Raw genomic sequence first — 15,530 nt, forward strand, 5'->3', positions numbered from 1 at the left:
GTTACATAGCTAGTCTAAATCTATGATTTCTATATAATTTCTATGTAATTCTATTTTACCTAATTTTTCTAATTTCTTGAGAAGTCTGGATATAACTACTCTCGAGCTGTGTAGTTCTCCTGCGATTTCTTGATGAGTATTACGTATGCTGTTATCTTTATTAACTCTAGATTTCTCTCTAAGGTAATCTAGTAAGCGCTGGTCCATATTGTTAAAAGCAATAGTATCTATGGTGTGGAGCATCTCATTGAGACGGGTGTGATAGCTTTCAAAAACAAAATTTCTCCACGATTTATATTTTGAGGTCCATAATTCCATTTTTTGGACAGGTACCATTATAAGTTTAGTATCTGTTTCTGCTATGGCTCTAATCTCACTCTTTGTTTGCCCAAGACAGCAACTCATAGTCATAGAGCAGGTATCACCTTTTTCTAGGTAGTAGAGTAGGAGCTCATCTCCTTCTTTATCGTCTCGCAATATTTTTATAGCACCAGAGATAAGTAAAGGCATTCCTTTTATGTAAGAGCCTATCTCCATAAGTTTAAAGCCAGCAGGAACTTCTTTATAAGTCCCTACTTGTGCAATCTCGTTTAGTAAGTCGTCTTCAAAAAGTTGACCGTAATTTTGCTTAAGTTCTTGAATCATTTATATATAAATAAGTCAGTTTGTAAATTACAATTATGATGATAGATACTTCAGTTTTTATGAAGCATTACATTACTACTGTATTTTTTGTACTGTAAAGTTAACCTAATTCTAATGTCCTTTAAGTAACAAAAGTTACAGTAAGAAAGATATAGAATTCATTAATTTTACAAAATGAGATGAGCACTTTAAAAGGTAGCAAAGTTTGTAAGATTACTAGCAAATTACGTCTACTTATACGTGTAAAAGTCTAGCACTCTAGTTAAGAACATATGGAAAAATATATGATAGGTTTTAAAGATGCAATTTTAGGTACCATAGACTGGACCTGGAAATCTGTCATTTTTGAAGTCCCTTGGTATACTAATTACTTCTGGGGGCTTATCATTTTATCGTTACTTGTATGGTCTATGGAAATACTCTTCCCTTGGAGGAAGGAGCAATCTGTTTTTAGAAAGGACTTCTGGCTAGATGGGTTTTATATGTTCTTTAATTTTTTCTTGTTTGCAATAGCAATAAGCGGTTTTTATAAGCTATTGCAACTTGGTTTTGAAGATATAGGGATAAGCGAAGATTCTCTAGCGCTTTTTGATCCATCTTCTTGGCCTATGTGGAGCCAGTTACTCGTCTTTTTTATTGTACTAGACTTTGTGCAATGGTTTACACACACCTTATTACATAAATATCCTTTTTTCTGGAAGTACCACAAGGTGCACCATAGTGTAAAAGAAATGGGGTTTGCAGCACACTTGCGCTATCACTGGATGGAGAATATTCTCTATAAACCACTTAAGACATTTGGCGTAATGATTCTTTTTGGTTTTGAACCTACGCAGGCATACATCGTGCACTTTATTGCAATCGCAATAGGTCACATAAATCACGCAAACATTAAGATTACCTGGGGTCCTTTAAAGTATATTTTTAATAACCCCGTAATGCACTTGTATCATCACGCATATACCATTCCCGAAGGAACTTATGGCGTAAATTTCGGCATATCGCTAAGTGTATGGGACTATATTTTTAAGACAAATTATATACCTGAGGATAGCGGTACTATAGAGCTAGGTTTTCCCGGAGATGAGGTTTTCCCAAAAGACTTTGTGAGTCAAAACACCTACGGTCTTAAAAAAGGACAACAATAGGGGAGTAGTATGCTTTCGCGAAAGCGTAATTACAAAGAATACAATCTATAATCGCGGCTATCTATTCAAAAAGCTCAGATGATAGGTATCTATCACCACGATCACATATAATACTTACAATAATACCGCTCTCAAGCGTGCTTGCCAGTTTAAGGGCTGCTGCTGTAGCGCCACCGCTGCTCATACCCGCAAGAATACCTTCTTCTTTTGCGAGACGTCTAGCCATTGCAATTGCTTCTTCTGTACTTACTTCAAGAACACGATCTACCTTTGAAGCGTCAAATATAGCTGGGAGATAAGCCTCTGGCCATTTACGTATACCGGGTATTCTAGAACCGTCTGTGGGTTGTACGCCCACTATCTCAACATTTTTATTTTGTTCTTTGAGGTAGGTTGAGGTACCCATAATGGTACCTGTTGTGCCCATAGATGATACAAAGTGAGTTACTTCTCCATCTGTATCTCTCCAGATTTCTGGACCTGTAGACTTGTAGTGTGCTTTCCAGTTATTATCATTAGAAAACTGGTTAAAGCTGTAATAGCCTTCATTTTTTACTTTGTCGATAGCATAATCTCGAGCGCCTTCTATACCGTCTGGATGTAGCGTAACTTTTGCACCATAAGCGCGCATAGTTTGTACTCTCTCTTTGGTGGCCTTTTCTGGCATTACAAGCTCTATATCTAGACCATAAATGGCTGCAATCATAGCTAGTGCAATACCCGTATTACCACTTGTAGCCTCAATGAGTTTTGACGTTTTATCAATCTCGCCAGCATTTAGAGCCGTCTTAATCATATTAAGAGCAGCACGATCTTTTACACTCCCTCCAGGGTTATTTCCCTCAAGTTTAAAATATAGGGCTACGTTTGGGTTTGTATTAAGCGTAGTAGACTTTACAAGTGGTGTATTACCTATTCTATCTATGAGTGTTTTATTCATTTTTTCTTATTTGTTTTGTAGATACTTGTAGCTCTGGTCTATGTACGACAAAGGTATGTGGCTCTATAGATGAGGTTATCCAGGTGTTACCACCTATAACGCTGTGCTCACCTATTACTGTATCACCACCTAGTATAGTAGCATTTGCATAGATGGTTACGTTATCTAGTATAGTAGGGTGGCGTTTTGTGTTTTGTAATTCTTTAGTCACAATAAGCGCTCCTAGTGTTACTCCTTGATACAGTTTTACGTGATTGCGTATCTCTACCGTTTCTCCTATAACTACACCTGTCCCGTGGTCTATAAAAAAAGAGTCACCTATGGTAGCGCCAGGATGTATATCTATACCTGTAAGCAGGTGAGCATACTCTGTCATTAATCTTGGTATGAGTGGTAGGCGCAGATTGTAAAATTCTCTTGCCATTCTATAAATTGATATGGCAAAGAAGCCAGGGTAGGCAAGGTAAACCTCTTCTAGTGATTGTGCAGCAGGATCATTTGCAAGTATGGCCTGTGCATCTTTTTTGAGATTAGTGCAAATAGTAGGTATCACTTGCATAAAATCTGTCCAGGTCTTACAAGGTTTTCCCTTTATATTAGGACACGCAATATCTCTAATAGTTATAAATAACTCTTCTAAAACTATAAGAGATGATTGTACATCTGTCTCTACATCAAAGAGTGTGTTAAAAAGAAGTTGAGCAAATCGCTGTGACTCCTCTTTTAACCGTACAGTAACGTGTACTTCTTTTTTATGAGCATTTATTGCATCTACAAGGTGTGATACCTCCATAAGTTATAAAATCTGGTGATGCGCCTAATTTATTAGACTTATTATAATACAAAAATAAGGTAATTATAAACGCTATGTTAGTAGTAGCTATGCAGGTCTATTTGAGTCTATAGTACTAGCTGCCTTTTTACGGGATTTATCATAATTAAAGAAAAATTGTGCCCAGATAATTTTAGATAGTGCATAAAGAAGCGGGAAAAGCACGATAAGAGATACCACAAAAGATATCATAAGTGAAGATGGAGTAAGCTCTTCTCTAAAAATATAATTTAGTATAACTACAGCCATAAATAAAGCAACCCCTAGAGCATAAGAAACATAGTAAGACCCTTGGTAGAAACCCGTTTCAAGTTCAAACTTTGTATTGCAGCAAGAGCAACGCTTGTGTACTTTACCCATTGTGCTAAACTTATAAGGGTGCCCTTTAAAAAAATCGCCTTCTTGGCACACCGGGCATTTCATAAATAACACGCTATATAGTTTGGTTCCTTTAAGCATAATAAGAAGTTTTATGTAAAAATAATGGGTTGTTACGACCTTGTAAGTAACTATTGTTACATAAGGAGAGATAATATAACGTGAGTGAGGAAGAATATTAAATAGTGAGTTTTATATTTCTATTTTAAGCATAATTATTACCTTAGTCGTTCCCTATGATGACACAACCAGATGCTTTAATTGCTAGATTTCTTCAAAAAGACGCTATGTCTTTTGAGAAGATATATGAGCTGTATAGTGAGAGCCTCTTTGGAGTTATTAATAGTATACTGCACGATAAAGAATTATCTGAAGAGGTACTACAAGATACTTTTGTAAAAATCTGGAATAACTCAGATCGTTATAACCCAAAGAAAGGTAGATTCTTTACCTGGATGCTCAACATAGCGCGCAACAGTGCAATAGATAAAACAAGATCCAAGGCATTTAAGAATCAACGTAAAAACCATACAGCCGAATATTTCGTAGATATTCTTGAAGCGAGAGGGAGTTTTAACACCTCTGTAGACGCCATAGGGATTCAAAAATTTGTAGACGTTTTAGAACCGCTTTGTAAAAAAATAATTCACTTTTTGTTTTTTAAAGGGTATACCCAAAAGGAAACAGCCGAAGAGCTAGATATTCCTCTGGGAACCGTAAAAACAAGAAATAGAATCTGCATAAAAAAATTAAGAGATATCGTAGGAGTAGAATGAAAGACCCACAAACATATATAGACTCAGGAGTGCTAGAACTCTTCGTATATGGGACCCTTCTTGAGGAAGAGATGGTCGAGGTTGCTCACATCGTAGCTCAAAACCCAGTACTCTTACAAGAAGTAGTTTCTATAGAAAATAGCTTAATGAAACTTGCCAGCGCAGCCGCTCCGGCTCAGGTGGCAGACTTTAGCAACCTAAGAAAGTATATAGATGTAAATGGTAAAGTAATACCGCTTTCGCGAAAGCGAACTCCTATACCTACCATTATATTATGGGCAGCTGCCATTCTTTTACTTGCTGGTGTAGGTTATTTATACACTGAAAACAGTAAACTAGAAAACCAGCTTGTAGAAGCAGAGCGAGAGTTATTATTACAAGAGTCTAAAACCCAAGTAGCCGAATCTGATTTACAACAAACAAAAGATATCCTTAACGTGATAAGACAGCAAGATCTTATCACTGTACCGCTAGGTGCCCAAACCGTTGCACCAGAAGCATATGCATCTGTGTACTGGGATCAAGAAAACGGAAAGGCTTATATAGATGTAAAAGGTCTTCCAGAACCGCCACAAGGAAAGGTGTATCAAGTATGGTCGCTTACTTTAGAACCACTCACGCCTACCAGCTTAGGGATACTAGACCAGTATGATGTTACGGGTAATCAAATTTTTGAACTTGATAATCCTAACCAGTCTGAAGCATTTGGTATCACACTAGAACCTGCCGGAGGTAGTGAATCTCCTACTCTTGAGCAATTATATACGCTGGGTGTAGTAACCTCTTAATATTCTTCTTAAACTTTATGTATAAGACACTAGTCGCAATTTTGTGTCTTCTCATTTGTCTCATATAACTCACTAACTCATCTTTAATATATATATGTTAATGTGAAGAGTGTTTTTCAATCTGAGTTGGGTTATGAGCAAAAAAACGACCTACTTAAAAAAGTAGATCGTTCACAAACAAACTAAAAAACTATCCAACCTTATAGCTTTTATACTATATCAATACATACGCAAATGCTTGTGTCTTGGTTTCTTATTATAAATTTTTTATTTGTGAGTAGGTTACTGGTCCTAACTCATAACTTGTTTCCAAGAGCTCTTTCTTAAGAGGAGTGAGATCTTTTTGCATTCCTAATGCTTTATAGATTTGTGCTGTGTGAAATTGTGCTACAGGCTCATATGTTTTGCCTATCACGTGCTCCTCTGCTATAATAAGTGCTTGTGCATAATCTCCTTTTCCATAATGTGCGCGTGCTAGTAAATCATAAGACATAGGGGTGGGGCGGTTACTCACTTCCTTTTTTGCAAGAGCAATAGCTTTATCTGCTGTTTCTGGTTGAGATGCATAAAGCTCTACAAGATAAGCTCCATACATATCACCGTAGTTTATGGCAGTGGCGCTATTTATAAATTCCTTCTTTAAATCTTCGGAAGTTTTGTGATCGCCTATATACTCATAGATTTCAGATTTTAATAAGGTATAGTCTGGACTTTTAGTGTCTTTTTCAATCGCTTCAATAATTCGTAATGCCTCTTGAGGGTTATTCTCATAAGAATACGTTATCCAGGCAATTCCTTTTTTCGCGTAAGCGTTAGAAGGGTCTAAAGTTAAAGTCTTAAGATAGTGGTTGTAAGAATCTCTTATGCGACCAGCGTGACCATAATAATCTGCTAGGTTTGTATATACCCATATTTTAAGATCTGGAATATTGCTGCGCTCTGCGATGCGCATTGCGTTTTCCATATGCTGTATGGTGGCGTCTAGATTACCGCTGTAGTCTTCCCACTTTGCAAGTCTTATTAAGTAATTGTAGTTAGAAAAGTCTGCTTCTTTGTCTAGTAATGTTTTTGCTTCTTTATACTTACCTAGCTCCATTGCCACATCAAATAATACAAAGTTGCTAGCGCTTACCTCACCGCCTACTTGTGCGGCAGAGTCTATGATAGTTTTTGCTTCTTTAAAACGGTGTTGAGTGATATAGTTCTGAGCGAGAGCGCGTAAGTAGTTGTCTTTACCTATCGCCGCTTTTTGTGCAGCTTTGTGCAAATTTTGCTCAGCCTTTTTGAGCATCTCGATATCTGCATTTTGATTAAAAAGGGCGGTGTAAGTTCCTGCACTTTTACTTAAGTCTATTATTTGCGAACTGTCCTTTTTAATACGACTGTTCCAGAAGGCAACTTGATCATTAAGTTCTGAAATTACCTTACTATTTGAGGTGCTGAGATATGCATTATAATCATTTTGATCTGTGAGGATATCCTCCTTATGGCTATGACACGATGTGAGAAAGATTAATGTACATAGCACTATGAGGTATTTTGTATATGGTAGTTGGCGTGTTTTCATAGTTTGTTTTATTAAAAAAAAGGGACTGAAAAACTTCAGTCCCTTTATCATTATTTATTGGGGAACTAGTGATTTGTTGGGGAACTAGTGAGGTCCTTCTAAGTATGGGAACGTAGTGCTTGGGTTTTCACCAGTGTTTGGTACATTATCTGTAACAAGTATTGGTAAATCTGCCACGCCATCATTATCAAGATCTTGACCATTAAAACGGTCACCATTATTACCTCCAAAAAGAAGTATAAGTGATACATCTACAACATCATCTGTAAGATTACGACCAGTAAGTACATTACCATCACCATCTATATATGTAGTAGGTGCATCTGGCGCAACTTGTAATACATCTGCCGCGAGAACTGTTGTAAGTGTTGTTGCATCTAGACCTAATACATTATTTTCATATTCTACACCAAAAGCAGCGTGTAATGCAACTGCTCTATCAAGAAACCCTTGCTGAAAGTTTGCTACCATCTCAGACGGTATTGTAAGGTTAAAGCTGTTTTTTGAAGCGCTATCTCCATTAAGAACGGTGTTTATAGCGGCTCTTCCCATCTGGTCTTCTTGAGCAAAAGTTCCTTCAAAGTTAAGCTCCTCCATTTCCATTTGCTCTTCTGGTGCTGGTATAAATAAATCGTCATCATCGTTACACGATACAAACCCTGCGAGTACAGCACCTACTAATAGGTATTTTATGTTTTGTAATTTCATCTTTATGTGTCTTTAGTAATATTATTGTTGTCTTTTTGCTTCTACCCAAGTATTCCATACTTGTACATCAAATCCTGCTGGGTGAGCTACTGTAGGTCCTATAAGGGCGTTAGGGATTTCTACAACTATAGATAGCACATTTGTACCGTCAAAGGTGTCTACTGCATTTTCGGCAGTTTGAAAACCTCCATTAGGTCCATTGTTTTCTGCATCTCCGCCTATAACAGCATTAAAAGTTCCAAAATCAAAAAAGAAAGGATCTTCTCTAGGACCTGCAAACATTTTAATACCACCCTCTGTAGTTTCTGTAATAGCATTACCATCTGTAGTAATAGCTACCGAACCTATCATTTGAGAAGCATCTATTGTACTATTTAACCCTGTGGTAGAAGGCGCATATGGGCCAAAAAAGTACATTCTCCCATCTCTAGCTATAGCTTGTATCACGCGATCTTCTACAAGATCTCCCGTGTTATCTATATTAAACTCAACTAGAACGTTCTCGTCAAATGTTGCGTCGTTACCTGCAGGCGCTAGCGAGCTCTGTACGTTTGCTACAAATACGGTGTTGTCTCCATTTTCTGCACTTTCAAAGGCAAAATAATCTGTGATGTCTGCCGTGGTTCCTCCCACAGCTGGTGCATCTAGGTGGTCTGCCGCGATTAGGGCACCCACTCCAGCAACAAGTGCGCTGGCAATTAGAATTTTTGATACTGTTTTCATTGTTGTATGTTATTTATTTCAGATACCTACGCAGCTTATGTGCTATGGGTTTTATGGCATACGTTAAACTCTTGTTAACATAATTTTTAAAAACAGCAATCTATAATTCCTCTTTACGCAAATTTTACAAGGGGTTTGTGCAATTTTCAATAGAGTATAATATCTTAGACCTTATACAAACACCATAGTAAATGAATACATTATTAGGAATAGGGAGTAGAATAGATCACCATAAACTTGGAAAAGGTGTGATCACAAACGTAACATCAGAGTTATATTGGGTTACCTTTATAGATGGTGGTCTAGAGACCATCACGCTAGATGATCATTTTGACGTGATAGAAGCTATAGAAGATGAGGTTGATACTGTAAGTTTTTATGAAGTAGAGAAGTCTTTAAGAGACTTGTTAAAAAGATATAGTGACATCTCTGAGGTCGTCCCACTTGCAGATAAGTGGAGAGGAGGTACCCTCACAATGAACCCAAAGGATAGTAGCCTAGCCTCAAAAGAAATCCCTATAGATAGTTTCTTTCATAAAATCGTGATGGTGCGCGACCGTATACGTGTGATGGAGCAAAAGATAAACGCGAGTAAAACTCTTGATGATCAAGATAAAATAGACCTACAACAGTATATTACCCGCATCTACGGAAGTCTTACTACCTTTAACGTTCTTTTCAAAAATAGCTCTCAAAACTTTAAAGGAGCTTCTTCAAAGAAGTAAGAATCCTTTAGACTATACCTATTAGGTACAACTATAGACTAATAGGCGCTTGTAGGTTTTAATTACGCTTTCGCGAAAGCGTAAAACATCTTTTATTACATTTGAAACTATTAATCATCAATCAAATATATTTATATGGAATCACCACAACCTCAATTTTTACCAGTAAGCGCACTCTCAGACGAGCAGCGCGTAGACTTCTACCGAAAGACCTACACCTATGTTGCGATAGCAGTATTACTATTTATAGTTACTGAGTACTTATTTTTTCAATCACCAGTTATAGTAAACTTTGCAATGTCACTTACGGGTGGATGGAGTTGGTTATTATTACTGGGAGCATTTATGTTTATTACAAACTATGCTGAAGGCCTAGCACTTAACTCCCGTGATAAGACCAAGCATTATCTAGCGCTAGGTATCTATGTAGTGGCCGAAGCCTTTATTTTCATACCCTTATTGCTCATTGCTTTCTCAATGATAGATGGTGTTGAGATGCTTCAAAAAGCAGCTGTAATGACTATTGCACTTTTTGCAGGGCTATCTGGAGTAGTTATTGTCACAAAAAAGGATTTTTCATTCTTAAGATCAATACTTACCATTGGTTTCTTTCTCGCTATAGGCCTAATGGTTGCAGGTTTGTTATTTGGATTTGACTTAGGACTTTGGTTTAGTGTAGGGATGGTTGCTCTTGCCGCAGGGTCTATACTTTATACAACCTCAAATATGGTTCATAAATATGATGAGGAGCAATATGTCGCTGCTGCCTTAGGCTTATTTGCATCACTTATGTTGTTGTTTTGGTACATACTTAGAATATTCATGTCAAGAGACTAGTATTACCAAGTTTTATAAAAACAAAAAAGCCATTGCTGTATAAGCGATGGCTTTTTTATTTACTTAATTGATCACTTATATAATCTGTGATTTTAGATTTTTAATTGTGGTAACGGGATTTTCGGACTTAAAAACATAGCTTCCCGCTACGAGTACATCTGCTCCTTTTTCAATGAGTTGTGAAGCATTTTTATTTGTCACACCACCGTCTATTTCTATAAGCGTGGTCGCACCTTTTCTTATAATAAGAGAGTTGAGCGCAGCCACTTTATCATAGGTATTTTCTATAAATTTTTGACCGCCAAAACCAGGATTTACACTCATCACGCATACTAGATCAATATCTCTTATTACATCTTCTAGTAGGGATATAGGTGTGTGTGGGTTAAGTGCTACACCAGCTTTCATACCAGCATCTTTTATGGCTTGTAGTGTTCTGTGTAAATGCGTGCAAGCCTCATAATGTACGGTAAGAATATCTGCTCCCAGATCTGCAAATGTTTGTATGTACCTATCTGGATCTACTATCATTAAGTGCACATCTATAGGCTTACTAGCGTGCTTAGTGATATCTCTAAGTACTGGCATACCAAAAGAGATATTAGGCACAAAAACACCATCCATAATATCTATATGAAACCAGTCTGCATCGCTATTATTTATCATTTCTATATCACGTTGCAAGTTTGCAAAGTCTGCTGCTAGTATAGAAGGGGCTATGAGTTTTGAAGACATAAAAGATTCTTTAGGGTAAAGATAAGATTATCTAAATATTGGAAATGAAAAATCCCCGGTAATCAGCCGGGGATTCATTCATCAATCAAAAAACGAACAGTTATGATAAACTGTTGTTGCTGTTATTAGGTCGCCAGAGGCGTTAATTACTTACATTTAGTACTGTAAAGATACCAAAACTTTTATTCTACAAAAAGTTAAACTGAAACTTTAAGAGATTATGCACTTTATCGGTGCATATATCACGTTTATCCCAGATATGTTTTAAGAATTTTACTTCTTGAGGTATGCTTGAGTCTACGTATAGCTTTTTCCTTTATCTGTCTAACTCTTTCTCGAGTAAGGTCAAAGGTTTCTCCTATTTCTTCTAGCGACATAGGTCGTTGGTCTCCTAGACCAAAGTAGAGTCTCACCACATCTGCTTCACGAGGGGTAAGGGTCTCTAGCGCTCTCTCTATTTCTGTTTTAAGAGATTCGTGCAATAAAGCACGGTCAGGGTTAGGTGATTCTCCAGAGTTTAATACATCATAAAGATTAGAATCTTCTCCTTCTACAAGAGGAGCATCCATACTTATATGACGTCCAGAGTTTTTAAGAGACTCTTTTACGTCTTTTATAGTCATATCCAGCTCCTTTGCAATCTCTTCAGGACTAGGAGGACGCTCGTTAGCTTGTTCTAAAAAAGCAAAAGTCTTATTAATTTTATTTATTGAGCCTATCTTGTTAAGTGGTAATCTTACTATACGTGACTGCTCTGCTAGTGCCTGTAAGATAGACTGTCTTATCCACCATACAGCATATGATATGAACTTAAACCCACGTGTCTCGTCAAAGCGTTGTGCCGCCTTGATAAGTCCTAGATTACCCTCATTAATAAGATCTGGTAGTGTAAGCCCTTGATTTTGGTACTGTTTTGATACAGAAACCACAAAACGCAAATTTGCCTTAGTGAGCTGTTCCAGAGCACGGTGATCACCCGCTTTTATGCGCTGTGCTAGTTCTACCTCTTCCTCTGCAGTAATAAGATCTACTTTACCTATTTCTTGTAGGTACTTATCTAAAGAAGCAGTCTCTCTGTTTGTTACCTGCTTAGTAATTTTAAGCTGTCTCATAGGGCCGAAATAAACTTGGGTTAGCGTTCATTTATTATACGAGGCAAAGTTGCAAAATGTTACAAAAATCTTAAAGTTTTTTTTAAGTGGTTTTTTAGTTATAGCTTAAGGCGCTTTTTCAAACCTCACAAAACACTGGTTTTTATACTTATATATTATCAGTAGTTTAAACTTTAGCAAGTATGTACAGTTTAATGTATCATAAATGTGAGGGGAAGTAGTTACGCTTTCGCGAAAGCGTGAAACACAACTTTTGGAGACTCAATAATATTATATAAAGCTTTTAAACCATATTGCTATTAAATATCTTTGCAACCTATGATAAGCTTACCTCTTTTTATTTCGGGTACCGAGATTGCCTTCATTATTTTTATAGTGATTATGGTTTTTGGTGCAGATAAAGTTCCAGAAATTGCACGTGGTCTAGGGAAAGGTATGCGTCAGATTAAAGACGCTACAAATGATATCAAATCTGAAATAACTAAAACTGCAGAGCGTAACGATATAGATCTTGATGTAACTAAGGATATCAAGAAAGAAATAGATAAGGCAAAGGAAGATATAAATGACATCACGGGGCCTATTAAAAGATCGCTCTAGATGTGGGAGCAACTCCAGCAATGGGATAGGTCATTATTTATATACCTTAATAGTCTGGGTATAGAAGAATATGATGCCTTCTGGATCTTTGTCACCAAGATTGAGCACTGGACACCGCTCTACATTCTCTTTTTTATTCTCTTTTTTATAGTCTACACACGCCGCAAGGCATTTATGGGTGTAGGTATTACACTCTTAGTTTTTGTCACGACACTAGGTCTTACAGAACTTGTAAAAAATACAGTAGGTAGATTGAGGCCTAATAATAATACAGAACTTTCAGAGCTTATACGGGTATTACAAACTCCGGGTAACTTTAGCTTTTTTTCCGGTCACGCAGCTGTTTCTTTTGCAATAACCACATTTGTTGTACTGGCATTGCGATCAAGGTTTAAGTGGGTGTATTTATTTTATATCTGGCCACTACTTTTTATTATGAGTCGTATTCTCGTGGGAGTCCATTACCCGGGCGACATATTTGTAGGGGCACTTGTAGGAACTACTATAGGCTTTGTTTTTTGGAAATATCTAGGTAGGCGCTTGCTGTTAAAGGCTTAATTGTTACCAACAAAAACGTATTCTTTAAAATTTCATATAAAAAATTATGATTTTAATATTATGCACGCATAATTATTAATTTTTTAATAAATTGAGGTGATTTTAACACAAACCCAATCAATATGAAAAAAGCTAACTCCTTAGTACTTGGACTGTGCCTTCTTGCGGCATTCTCTTGTACAAAAGATCAAGACGAAGCGTCAGACCTTATTACAGAAAATGTAGAAGTTAACCTTCAAGATTCAGACGCGTTCTTAACTATCGAAGAGATTAACGCCTTAATCAACCAGTCATTTTATGAAAAACAATCATTCTCTTGGAGTGAAGTCCCGGCCAATGTACTTTGGAGTGCCACAGTACACGGAGGTAAAGTTCTTACCATAGGTTATGGTGAAAAAGGTGAAAGCTTTAGAACAGAAAAAAACGATCGCCTTGATGCCACAAGGCTCGGTCTTATGGATTTGGTTCAAAGTAGTGAGCAAGTTGATAAAAAAGATTTCAGAGTAAAAGAAGATGAGGTTCTTAATGTCGTAGATCTTGAGGTCACAAAATTAGAAACTATAAGAGAGCTCCTAGCCTCAGATGGAGTGAGGTATTTAGAACCTAACGGTTATTCTTATTACGACATCACTACTCCACAAGGAGCAAAGCCGGCGCCTACTCAAACACGCAGCGCAGGTTGTGATACTAGTGGTAGTAGCCTTAATAGTGCAGATTATAGAAGTATATGGCCTGGAGCACTAGTACCTTGGACGTTTGATCGTCACAATATAGCCAGCGCTTGGGGGCGCTCTCGTGGTGCAGGTATCACCATAGGTATTATAGATACTGGTCTTTCACCTAACCAGCCATTGCTGGGTAACAGTTTTGGAGATGGAGCTTCTATAAACGGAAGAACAGTAGAAAAATATGGAACTTATATAGACTCTGCCTGGTGGTGGTCTAATAATCTAGATGGACCTAATGACCGCTGTGGTCACGGTACAAGTATGGCAGGAGTGGCTGCAGGACCTCGTAACAACGATGGCCTTCCTTCTGGAGTAGCTTATGATGCAAATCTTGTAATGTATAGAGGAACATCTGATGTAGTTCTAAATGATTATCACGAGCGCAAAGGTGTGTCTAACGCATTACGAGCACTTGCAGATAGGAGTGATGTAGATATTATCTCAATGTCTATAGGTTACCCTTGGAGTATAGGTAATGTAAGAGATGCTGTACGTTATGCATATAGTCGTGGTAAACTCATATTTGCTGCAGGCGGTACAAGCACCAGTGCTACAAACTGGTATCCAGTTATTTTTCCAGCAAGTATGCCAGAGGCTATTGCAGTGACAGGAGTGACAGACTGGTCTGGAGGTTATAGAGAGTGTGATATTTGCCACGACGGTAACGAGATAGAATTTACAATCGTGATGGAACGCGATAGTAATGATGATAGAACAACACCAGTGATAGGTTTTAACCAGGGGCAACGTGATTATGTAGGTGGCTCATCTGTAGCTACAGCAACTATGGCTGGAGTTGCAGCGATGGTTTGGTCAAAATACCCTAACTGGTCAAGACAGCAAGTTCTTAATAGACTTCGCCAGTCATCAGACTTATATGGTAATACGAGTAGTAAGTACGGTTATGGTAATATAGATGCCTACCAAGCTGTACAGTAAATAGGTTGTCATTTTGAATATCAAAGGTCTCATTGTAATCATCAATGAGACCTTTGTTTTTGATATCTAGAATTACGCTTTCGCGAAAGCGTACTTAAAACCAGTAATATACTACTTCACACGGCTCACCGTAAGTCCATCTCTTATAGGTAATAGAACGGTCTCTAGACGTTTGTCTTCATTGAGTAGCTTGTTATACTCCAGTAACACTTTAGTGTCTATGTCTTTCTCATTAAGTGGTTCAACCACTTTGCCGCTCCAGAGCACATTATCAGAGAGGATAATGCCACCCTTGTTCATCTTATGAATAATCACATTATAGTAATTAATGTAGTTGCGTTTATCTGCATCTATAAAAACGAGGTCAAAAGTAGTGTCAATGGTTGGAATGATATCTAACGCTTGACCGAGGTGCTGTGTAATTTGTGATCCGTAAGGCGAAGCGTCAAAATGCTTGCGCTGGAAGTCTACAAGTTCTTCCTTGATATCTATGGTGTGTAGAGAGCCTTCTTGTTGTAAACCTTCGGCGAGACATAAGCCAGAGTAGCCTGTAAAAGTACCTATCTCAAGAATGTTTTTTGGGTTTACTAGCTTGCTTATCATACTAAGCACTCTACCTTGATACGCACCAGAAAGCATACGTGGTTGTAGTATCTTTTGATAGGTTTCCTTTGTAAGCGCTTTGAGATGAGCTGGTTCTTGCGCCGAGTGGGCAACCACATAATCATCAAGTTCCTCTGGTAAAAAATGCATTATAAATAAGTTTGAAAGGGCAAAATTACCCATCGTTT

The 15,530-nt window shown here is 37.5% G+C and carries 18 protein-coding genes; 8 read left to right on the plus strand and 10 right to left on the minus strand.

All coding sequences use genetic code 11. The annotated features are described in order from the left end of the window. Positions 1–9 precede the first annotated feature (9 nt). On the minus strand, positions 10–645 hold the full coding sequence (locus MED134_RS12615) for a Crp/Fnr family transcriptional regulator (protein WP_038599736.1): 636 nt from the start codon (positions 643–645) through the stop codon (positions 10–12). Positions 646–917: 272 nt separating this feature from the next. Here MED134_RS12615 and MED134_RS12620 point away from each other — a divergent pair, with 272 nt between their 5' ends. Further along, positions 918–1,793: a sterol desaturase family protein gene (locus MED134_RS12620; RefSeq protein WP_038599739.1), complete on the plus strand. Its 876-nt coding sequence runs from the start codon at positions 918–920 to the stop codon at positions 1,791–1,793. Between the two features lie 61 nt (positions 1,794–1,854). Here the strand turns inward: MED134_RS12620 and cysM are convergent, their stop codons facing one another. The 3 genes from cysM to MED134_RS12635 all read right to left on the minus strand — a co-directional run bounded on the left by cysM (position 1,855) and on the right by MED134_RS12635 (position 4,024). Continuing rightward, positions 1,855–2,733 carry a cysteine synthase CysM gene (gene cysM, locus MED134_RS12625; protein ID WP_038599741.1) on the minus strand — a complete coding sequence of 293 codons (879 nt, stop codon included), beginning with the start codon at positions 2,731–2,733 and terminating at the stop codon, positions 1,855–1,857. After that, complete coding sequence (gene epsC / locus MED134_RS12630) at positions 2,726–3,526, minus strand: serine O-acetyltransferase EpsC (protein ID WP_038599744.1); 801 nt, start codon at positions 3,524–3,526, stop codon at positions 2,726–2,728. Before epsC ends, cysM begins: the two co-directional genes overlap by 8 nt. A gap of 87 nt (positions 3,527–3,613) precedes the next feature. After that, positions 3,614–4,024, minus strand: coding sequence for a hypothetical protein (locus MED134_RS12635; protein ID WP_038599747.1), 411 nt, complete (start codon positions 4,022–4,024; stop codon positions 3,614–3,616). Between the two features lie 155 nt (positions 4,025–4,179). Here MED134_RS12635 and MED134_RS12640 point away from each other — a divergent pair, with 155 nt between their 5' ends. Then, entirely contained in the window at positions 4,180–4,719 is a 540-nt protein-coding gene (locus MED134_RS12640) for an RNA polymerase sigma factor (RefSeq protein ID WP_038599750.1), read from the plus strand. After that, positions 4,716–5,507: an anti-sigma factor domain-containing protein gene (locus MED134_RS12645; RefSeq protein WP_038599753.1), complete on the plus strand. Its 792-nt coding sequence runs from the start codon at positions 4,716–4,718 to the stop codon at positions 5,505–5,507. Before MED134_RS12640 ends, MED134_RS12645 begins: the two co-directional genes overlap by 4 nt. 256 nt (positions 5,508–5,763) lie before the next feature. Here MED134_RS12645 and MED134_RS12650 read toward each other — a convergent pair whose 3' ends face one another. The 3 genes from MED134_RS12650 to MED134_RS12660 form a co-directional block, all read right to left on the minus strand. Further along, on the minus strand, positions 5,764–7,074 hold the full coding sequence (locus MED134_RS12650) for a tetratricopeptide repeat protein (protein WP_038599756.1): 1,311 nt from the start codon (positions 7,072–7,074) through the stop codon (positions 5,764–5,766). Positions 7,075–7,158: 84 nt separating this feature from the next. Next, positions 7,159–7,782, minus strand: coding sequence for a DUF4331 family protein (locus tag MED134_RS12655; protein ID WP_035327714.1), 624 nt, complete (start codon positions 7,780–7,782; stop codon positions 7,159–7,161). A gap of 21 nt (positions 7,783–7,803) precedes the next feature. Next, positions 7,804–8,505: a DUF4331 family protein gene (locus MED134_RS12660; RefSeq protein WP_035327716.1), complete on the minus strand. Its 702-nt coding sequence runs from the start codon at positions 8,503–8,505 to the stop codon at positions 7,804–7,806. Positions 8,506–8,696: 191 nt separating this feature from the next. Here MED134_RS12660 and MED134_RS12665 point away from each other — a divergent pair, with 191 nt between their 5' ends. Together MED134_RS12665 and MED134_RS12670 are read left to right on the plus strand one after the other, a co-directional pair. After that, positions 8,697–9,230, plus strand: a complete 534-nt coding sequence (locus tag MED134_RS12665) for a hypothetical protein (RefSeq protein WP_038599759.1) — start codon at positions 8,697–8,699, stop codon at positions 9,228–9,230. A 135-nt stretch (positions 9,231–9,365) separates the two neighbouring features. Next, on the plus strand, positions 9,366–10,067 hold the full coding sequence (locus MED134_RS12670) for a Bax inhibitor-1 family protein (protein WP_038599762.1): 702 nt from the start codon (positions 9,366–9,368) through the stop codon (positions 10,065–10,067). A gap of 75 nt (positions 10,068–10,142) precedes the next feature. On the opposite strand, the gene rpe is transcribed toward MED134_RS12670, so the two are convergent. Together rpe and MED134_RS12680 are read right to left on the minus strand one after the other, a co-directional pair. Then, on the minus strand, positions 10,143–10,802 hold the full coding sequence (gene rpe / locus MED134_RS12675) for a ribulose-phosphate 3-epimerase (RefSeq protein WP_038599765.1): 660 nt from the start codon (positions 10,800–10,802) through the stop codon (positions 10,143–10,145). Between the two features lie 248 nt (positions 10,803–11,050). Next, a complete protein-coding gene (locus MED134_RS12680; protein ID WP_035327724.1) occupies positions 11,051–11,914 on the minus strand; it encodes an RNA polymerase sigma factor RpoD/SigA in 864 nt (287 codons plus the stop codon). Positions 11,915–12,232: 318 nt separating this feature from the next. On the opposite strand from MED134_RS12680, the gene MED134_RS12685 reads away from it, so the two are divergent. From MED134_RS12685 to MED134_RS12695, 3 genes are all read left to right on the plus strand, one after another. Next, positions 12,233–12,514 (plus strand): twin-arginine translocase TatA/TatE family subunit, encoded by a 282-nt coding sequence (locus tag MED134_RS12685; protein ID WP_035327726.1) that lies wholly within the window; start codon positions 12,233–12,235, stop codon positions 12,512–12,514. Then, positions 12,515–13,072: a phosphatase PAP2 family protein gene (locus MED134_RS12690; RefSeq protein ID WP_038599768.1), complete on the plus strand. Its 558-nt coding sequence runs from the start codon at positions 12,515–12,517 to the stop codon at positions 13,070–13,072. It begins immediately after the preceding gene. A 122-nt stretch (positions 13,073–13,194) separates the two neighbouring features. After that, on the plus strand, positions 13,195–14,739 hold the full coding sequence (locus MED134_RS12695) for a S8 family peptidase (protein WP_038599771.1): 1,545 nt from the start codon (positions 13,195–13,197) through the stop codon (positions 14,737–14,739). A gap of 111 nt (positions 14,740–14,850) precedes the next feature. Here the strand turns inward: MED134_RS12695 and MED134_RS12700 are convergent, their stop codons facing one another. After that, positions 14,851–15,492, minus strand: coding sequence for an O-methyltransferase (locus MED134_RS12700; protein WP_038601263.1), 642 nt, complete (start codon positions 15,490–15,492; stop codon positions 14,851–14,853). Positions 15,493–15,530: the final 38 nt, after the last annotated feature.

It is taken from the genome of Dokdonia sp. MED134, from assembly GCF_000152925.2.
GTDB lineage: Bacteria > Bacteroidota > Bacteroidia > Flavobacteriales > Flavobacteriaceae > Dokdonia.

Coding starts and splice junctions, on each gene's coding strand:
- MED134_RS12615 (WP_038599736.1), bottom strand. CDS start 645: ATGATTCAAGAACTTAAGCAAAATTACGGTCAACTTTTTGAAGACGAC.
- MED134_RS12620 (WP_038599739.1), top strand. CDS start 918: ATGGAAAAATATATGATAGGTTTTAAAGATGCAATTTTAGGTACCATA.
- cysM (WP_038599741.1), bottom strand. CDS start 2,733: ATGAATAAAACACTCATAGATAGAATAGGTAATACACCACTTGTAAAG.
- epsC (WP_038599744.1), bottom strand. CDS start 3,526: ATGGAGGTATCACACCTTGTAGATGCAATAAATGCTCATAAAAAAGAA.
- MED134_RS12635 (WP_038599747.1), bottom strand. CDS start 4,024: ATGCTTAAAGGAACCAAACTATATAGCGTGTTATTTATGAAATGCCCG.
- MED134_RS12640 (WP_038599750.1), top strand. CDS start 4,180: ATGATGACACAACCAGATGCTTTAATTGCTAGATTTCTTCAAAAAGAC.
- MED134_RS12645 (WP_038599753.1), top strand. CDS start 4,716: ATGAAAGACCCACAAACATATATAGACTCAGGAGTGCTAGAACTCTTC.
- MED134_RS12650 (WP_038599756.1), bottom strand. CDS start 7,074: ATGAAAACACGCCAACTACCATATACAAAATACCTCATAGTGCTATGT.
- MED134_RS12655 (WP_035327714.1), bottom strand. CDS start 7,782: ATGAAATTACAAAACATAAAATACCTATTAGTAGGTGCTGTACTCGCA.
- MED134_RS12660 (WP_035327716.1), bottom strand. CDS start 8,505: ATGAAAACAGTATCAAAAATTCTAATTGCCAGCGCACTTGTTGCTGGA.
- MED134_RS12665 (WP_038599759.1), top strand. CDS start 8,697: ATGAATACATTATTAGGAATAGGGAGTAGAATAGATCACCATAAACTT.
- MED134_RS12670 (WP_038599762.1), top strand. CDS start 9,366: ATGGAATCACCACAACCTCAATTTTTACCAGTAAGCGCACTCTCAGAC.
- rpe (WP_038599765.1), bottom strand. CDS start 10,802: ATGTCTTCAAAACTCATAGCCCCTTCTATACTAGCAGCAGACTTTGCA.
- MED134_RS12680 (WP_035327724.1), bottom strand. CDS start 11,914: ATGAGACAGCTTAAAATTACTAAGCAGGTAACAAACAGAGAGACTGCT.
- MED134_RS12685 (WP_035327726.1), top strand. CDS start 12,233: ATGATAAGCTTACCTCTTTTTATTTCGGGTACCGAGATTGCCTTCATT.
- MED134_RS12690 (WP_038599768.1), top strand. CDS start 12,515: ATGTGGGAGCAACTCCAGCAATGGGATAGGTCATTATTTATATACCTT.
- MED134_RS12695 (WP_038599771.1), top strand. CDS start 13,195: ATGAAAAAAGCTAACTCCTTAGTACTTGGACTGTGCCTTCTTGCGGCA.
- MED134_RS12700 (WP_038601263.1), bottom strand. CDS start 15,492: ATGCATTTTTTACCAGAGGAACTTGATGATTATGTGGTTGCCCACTCG.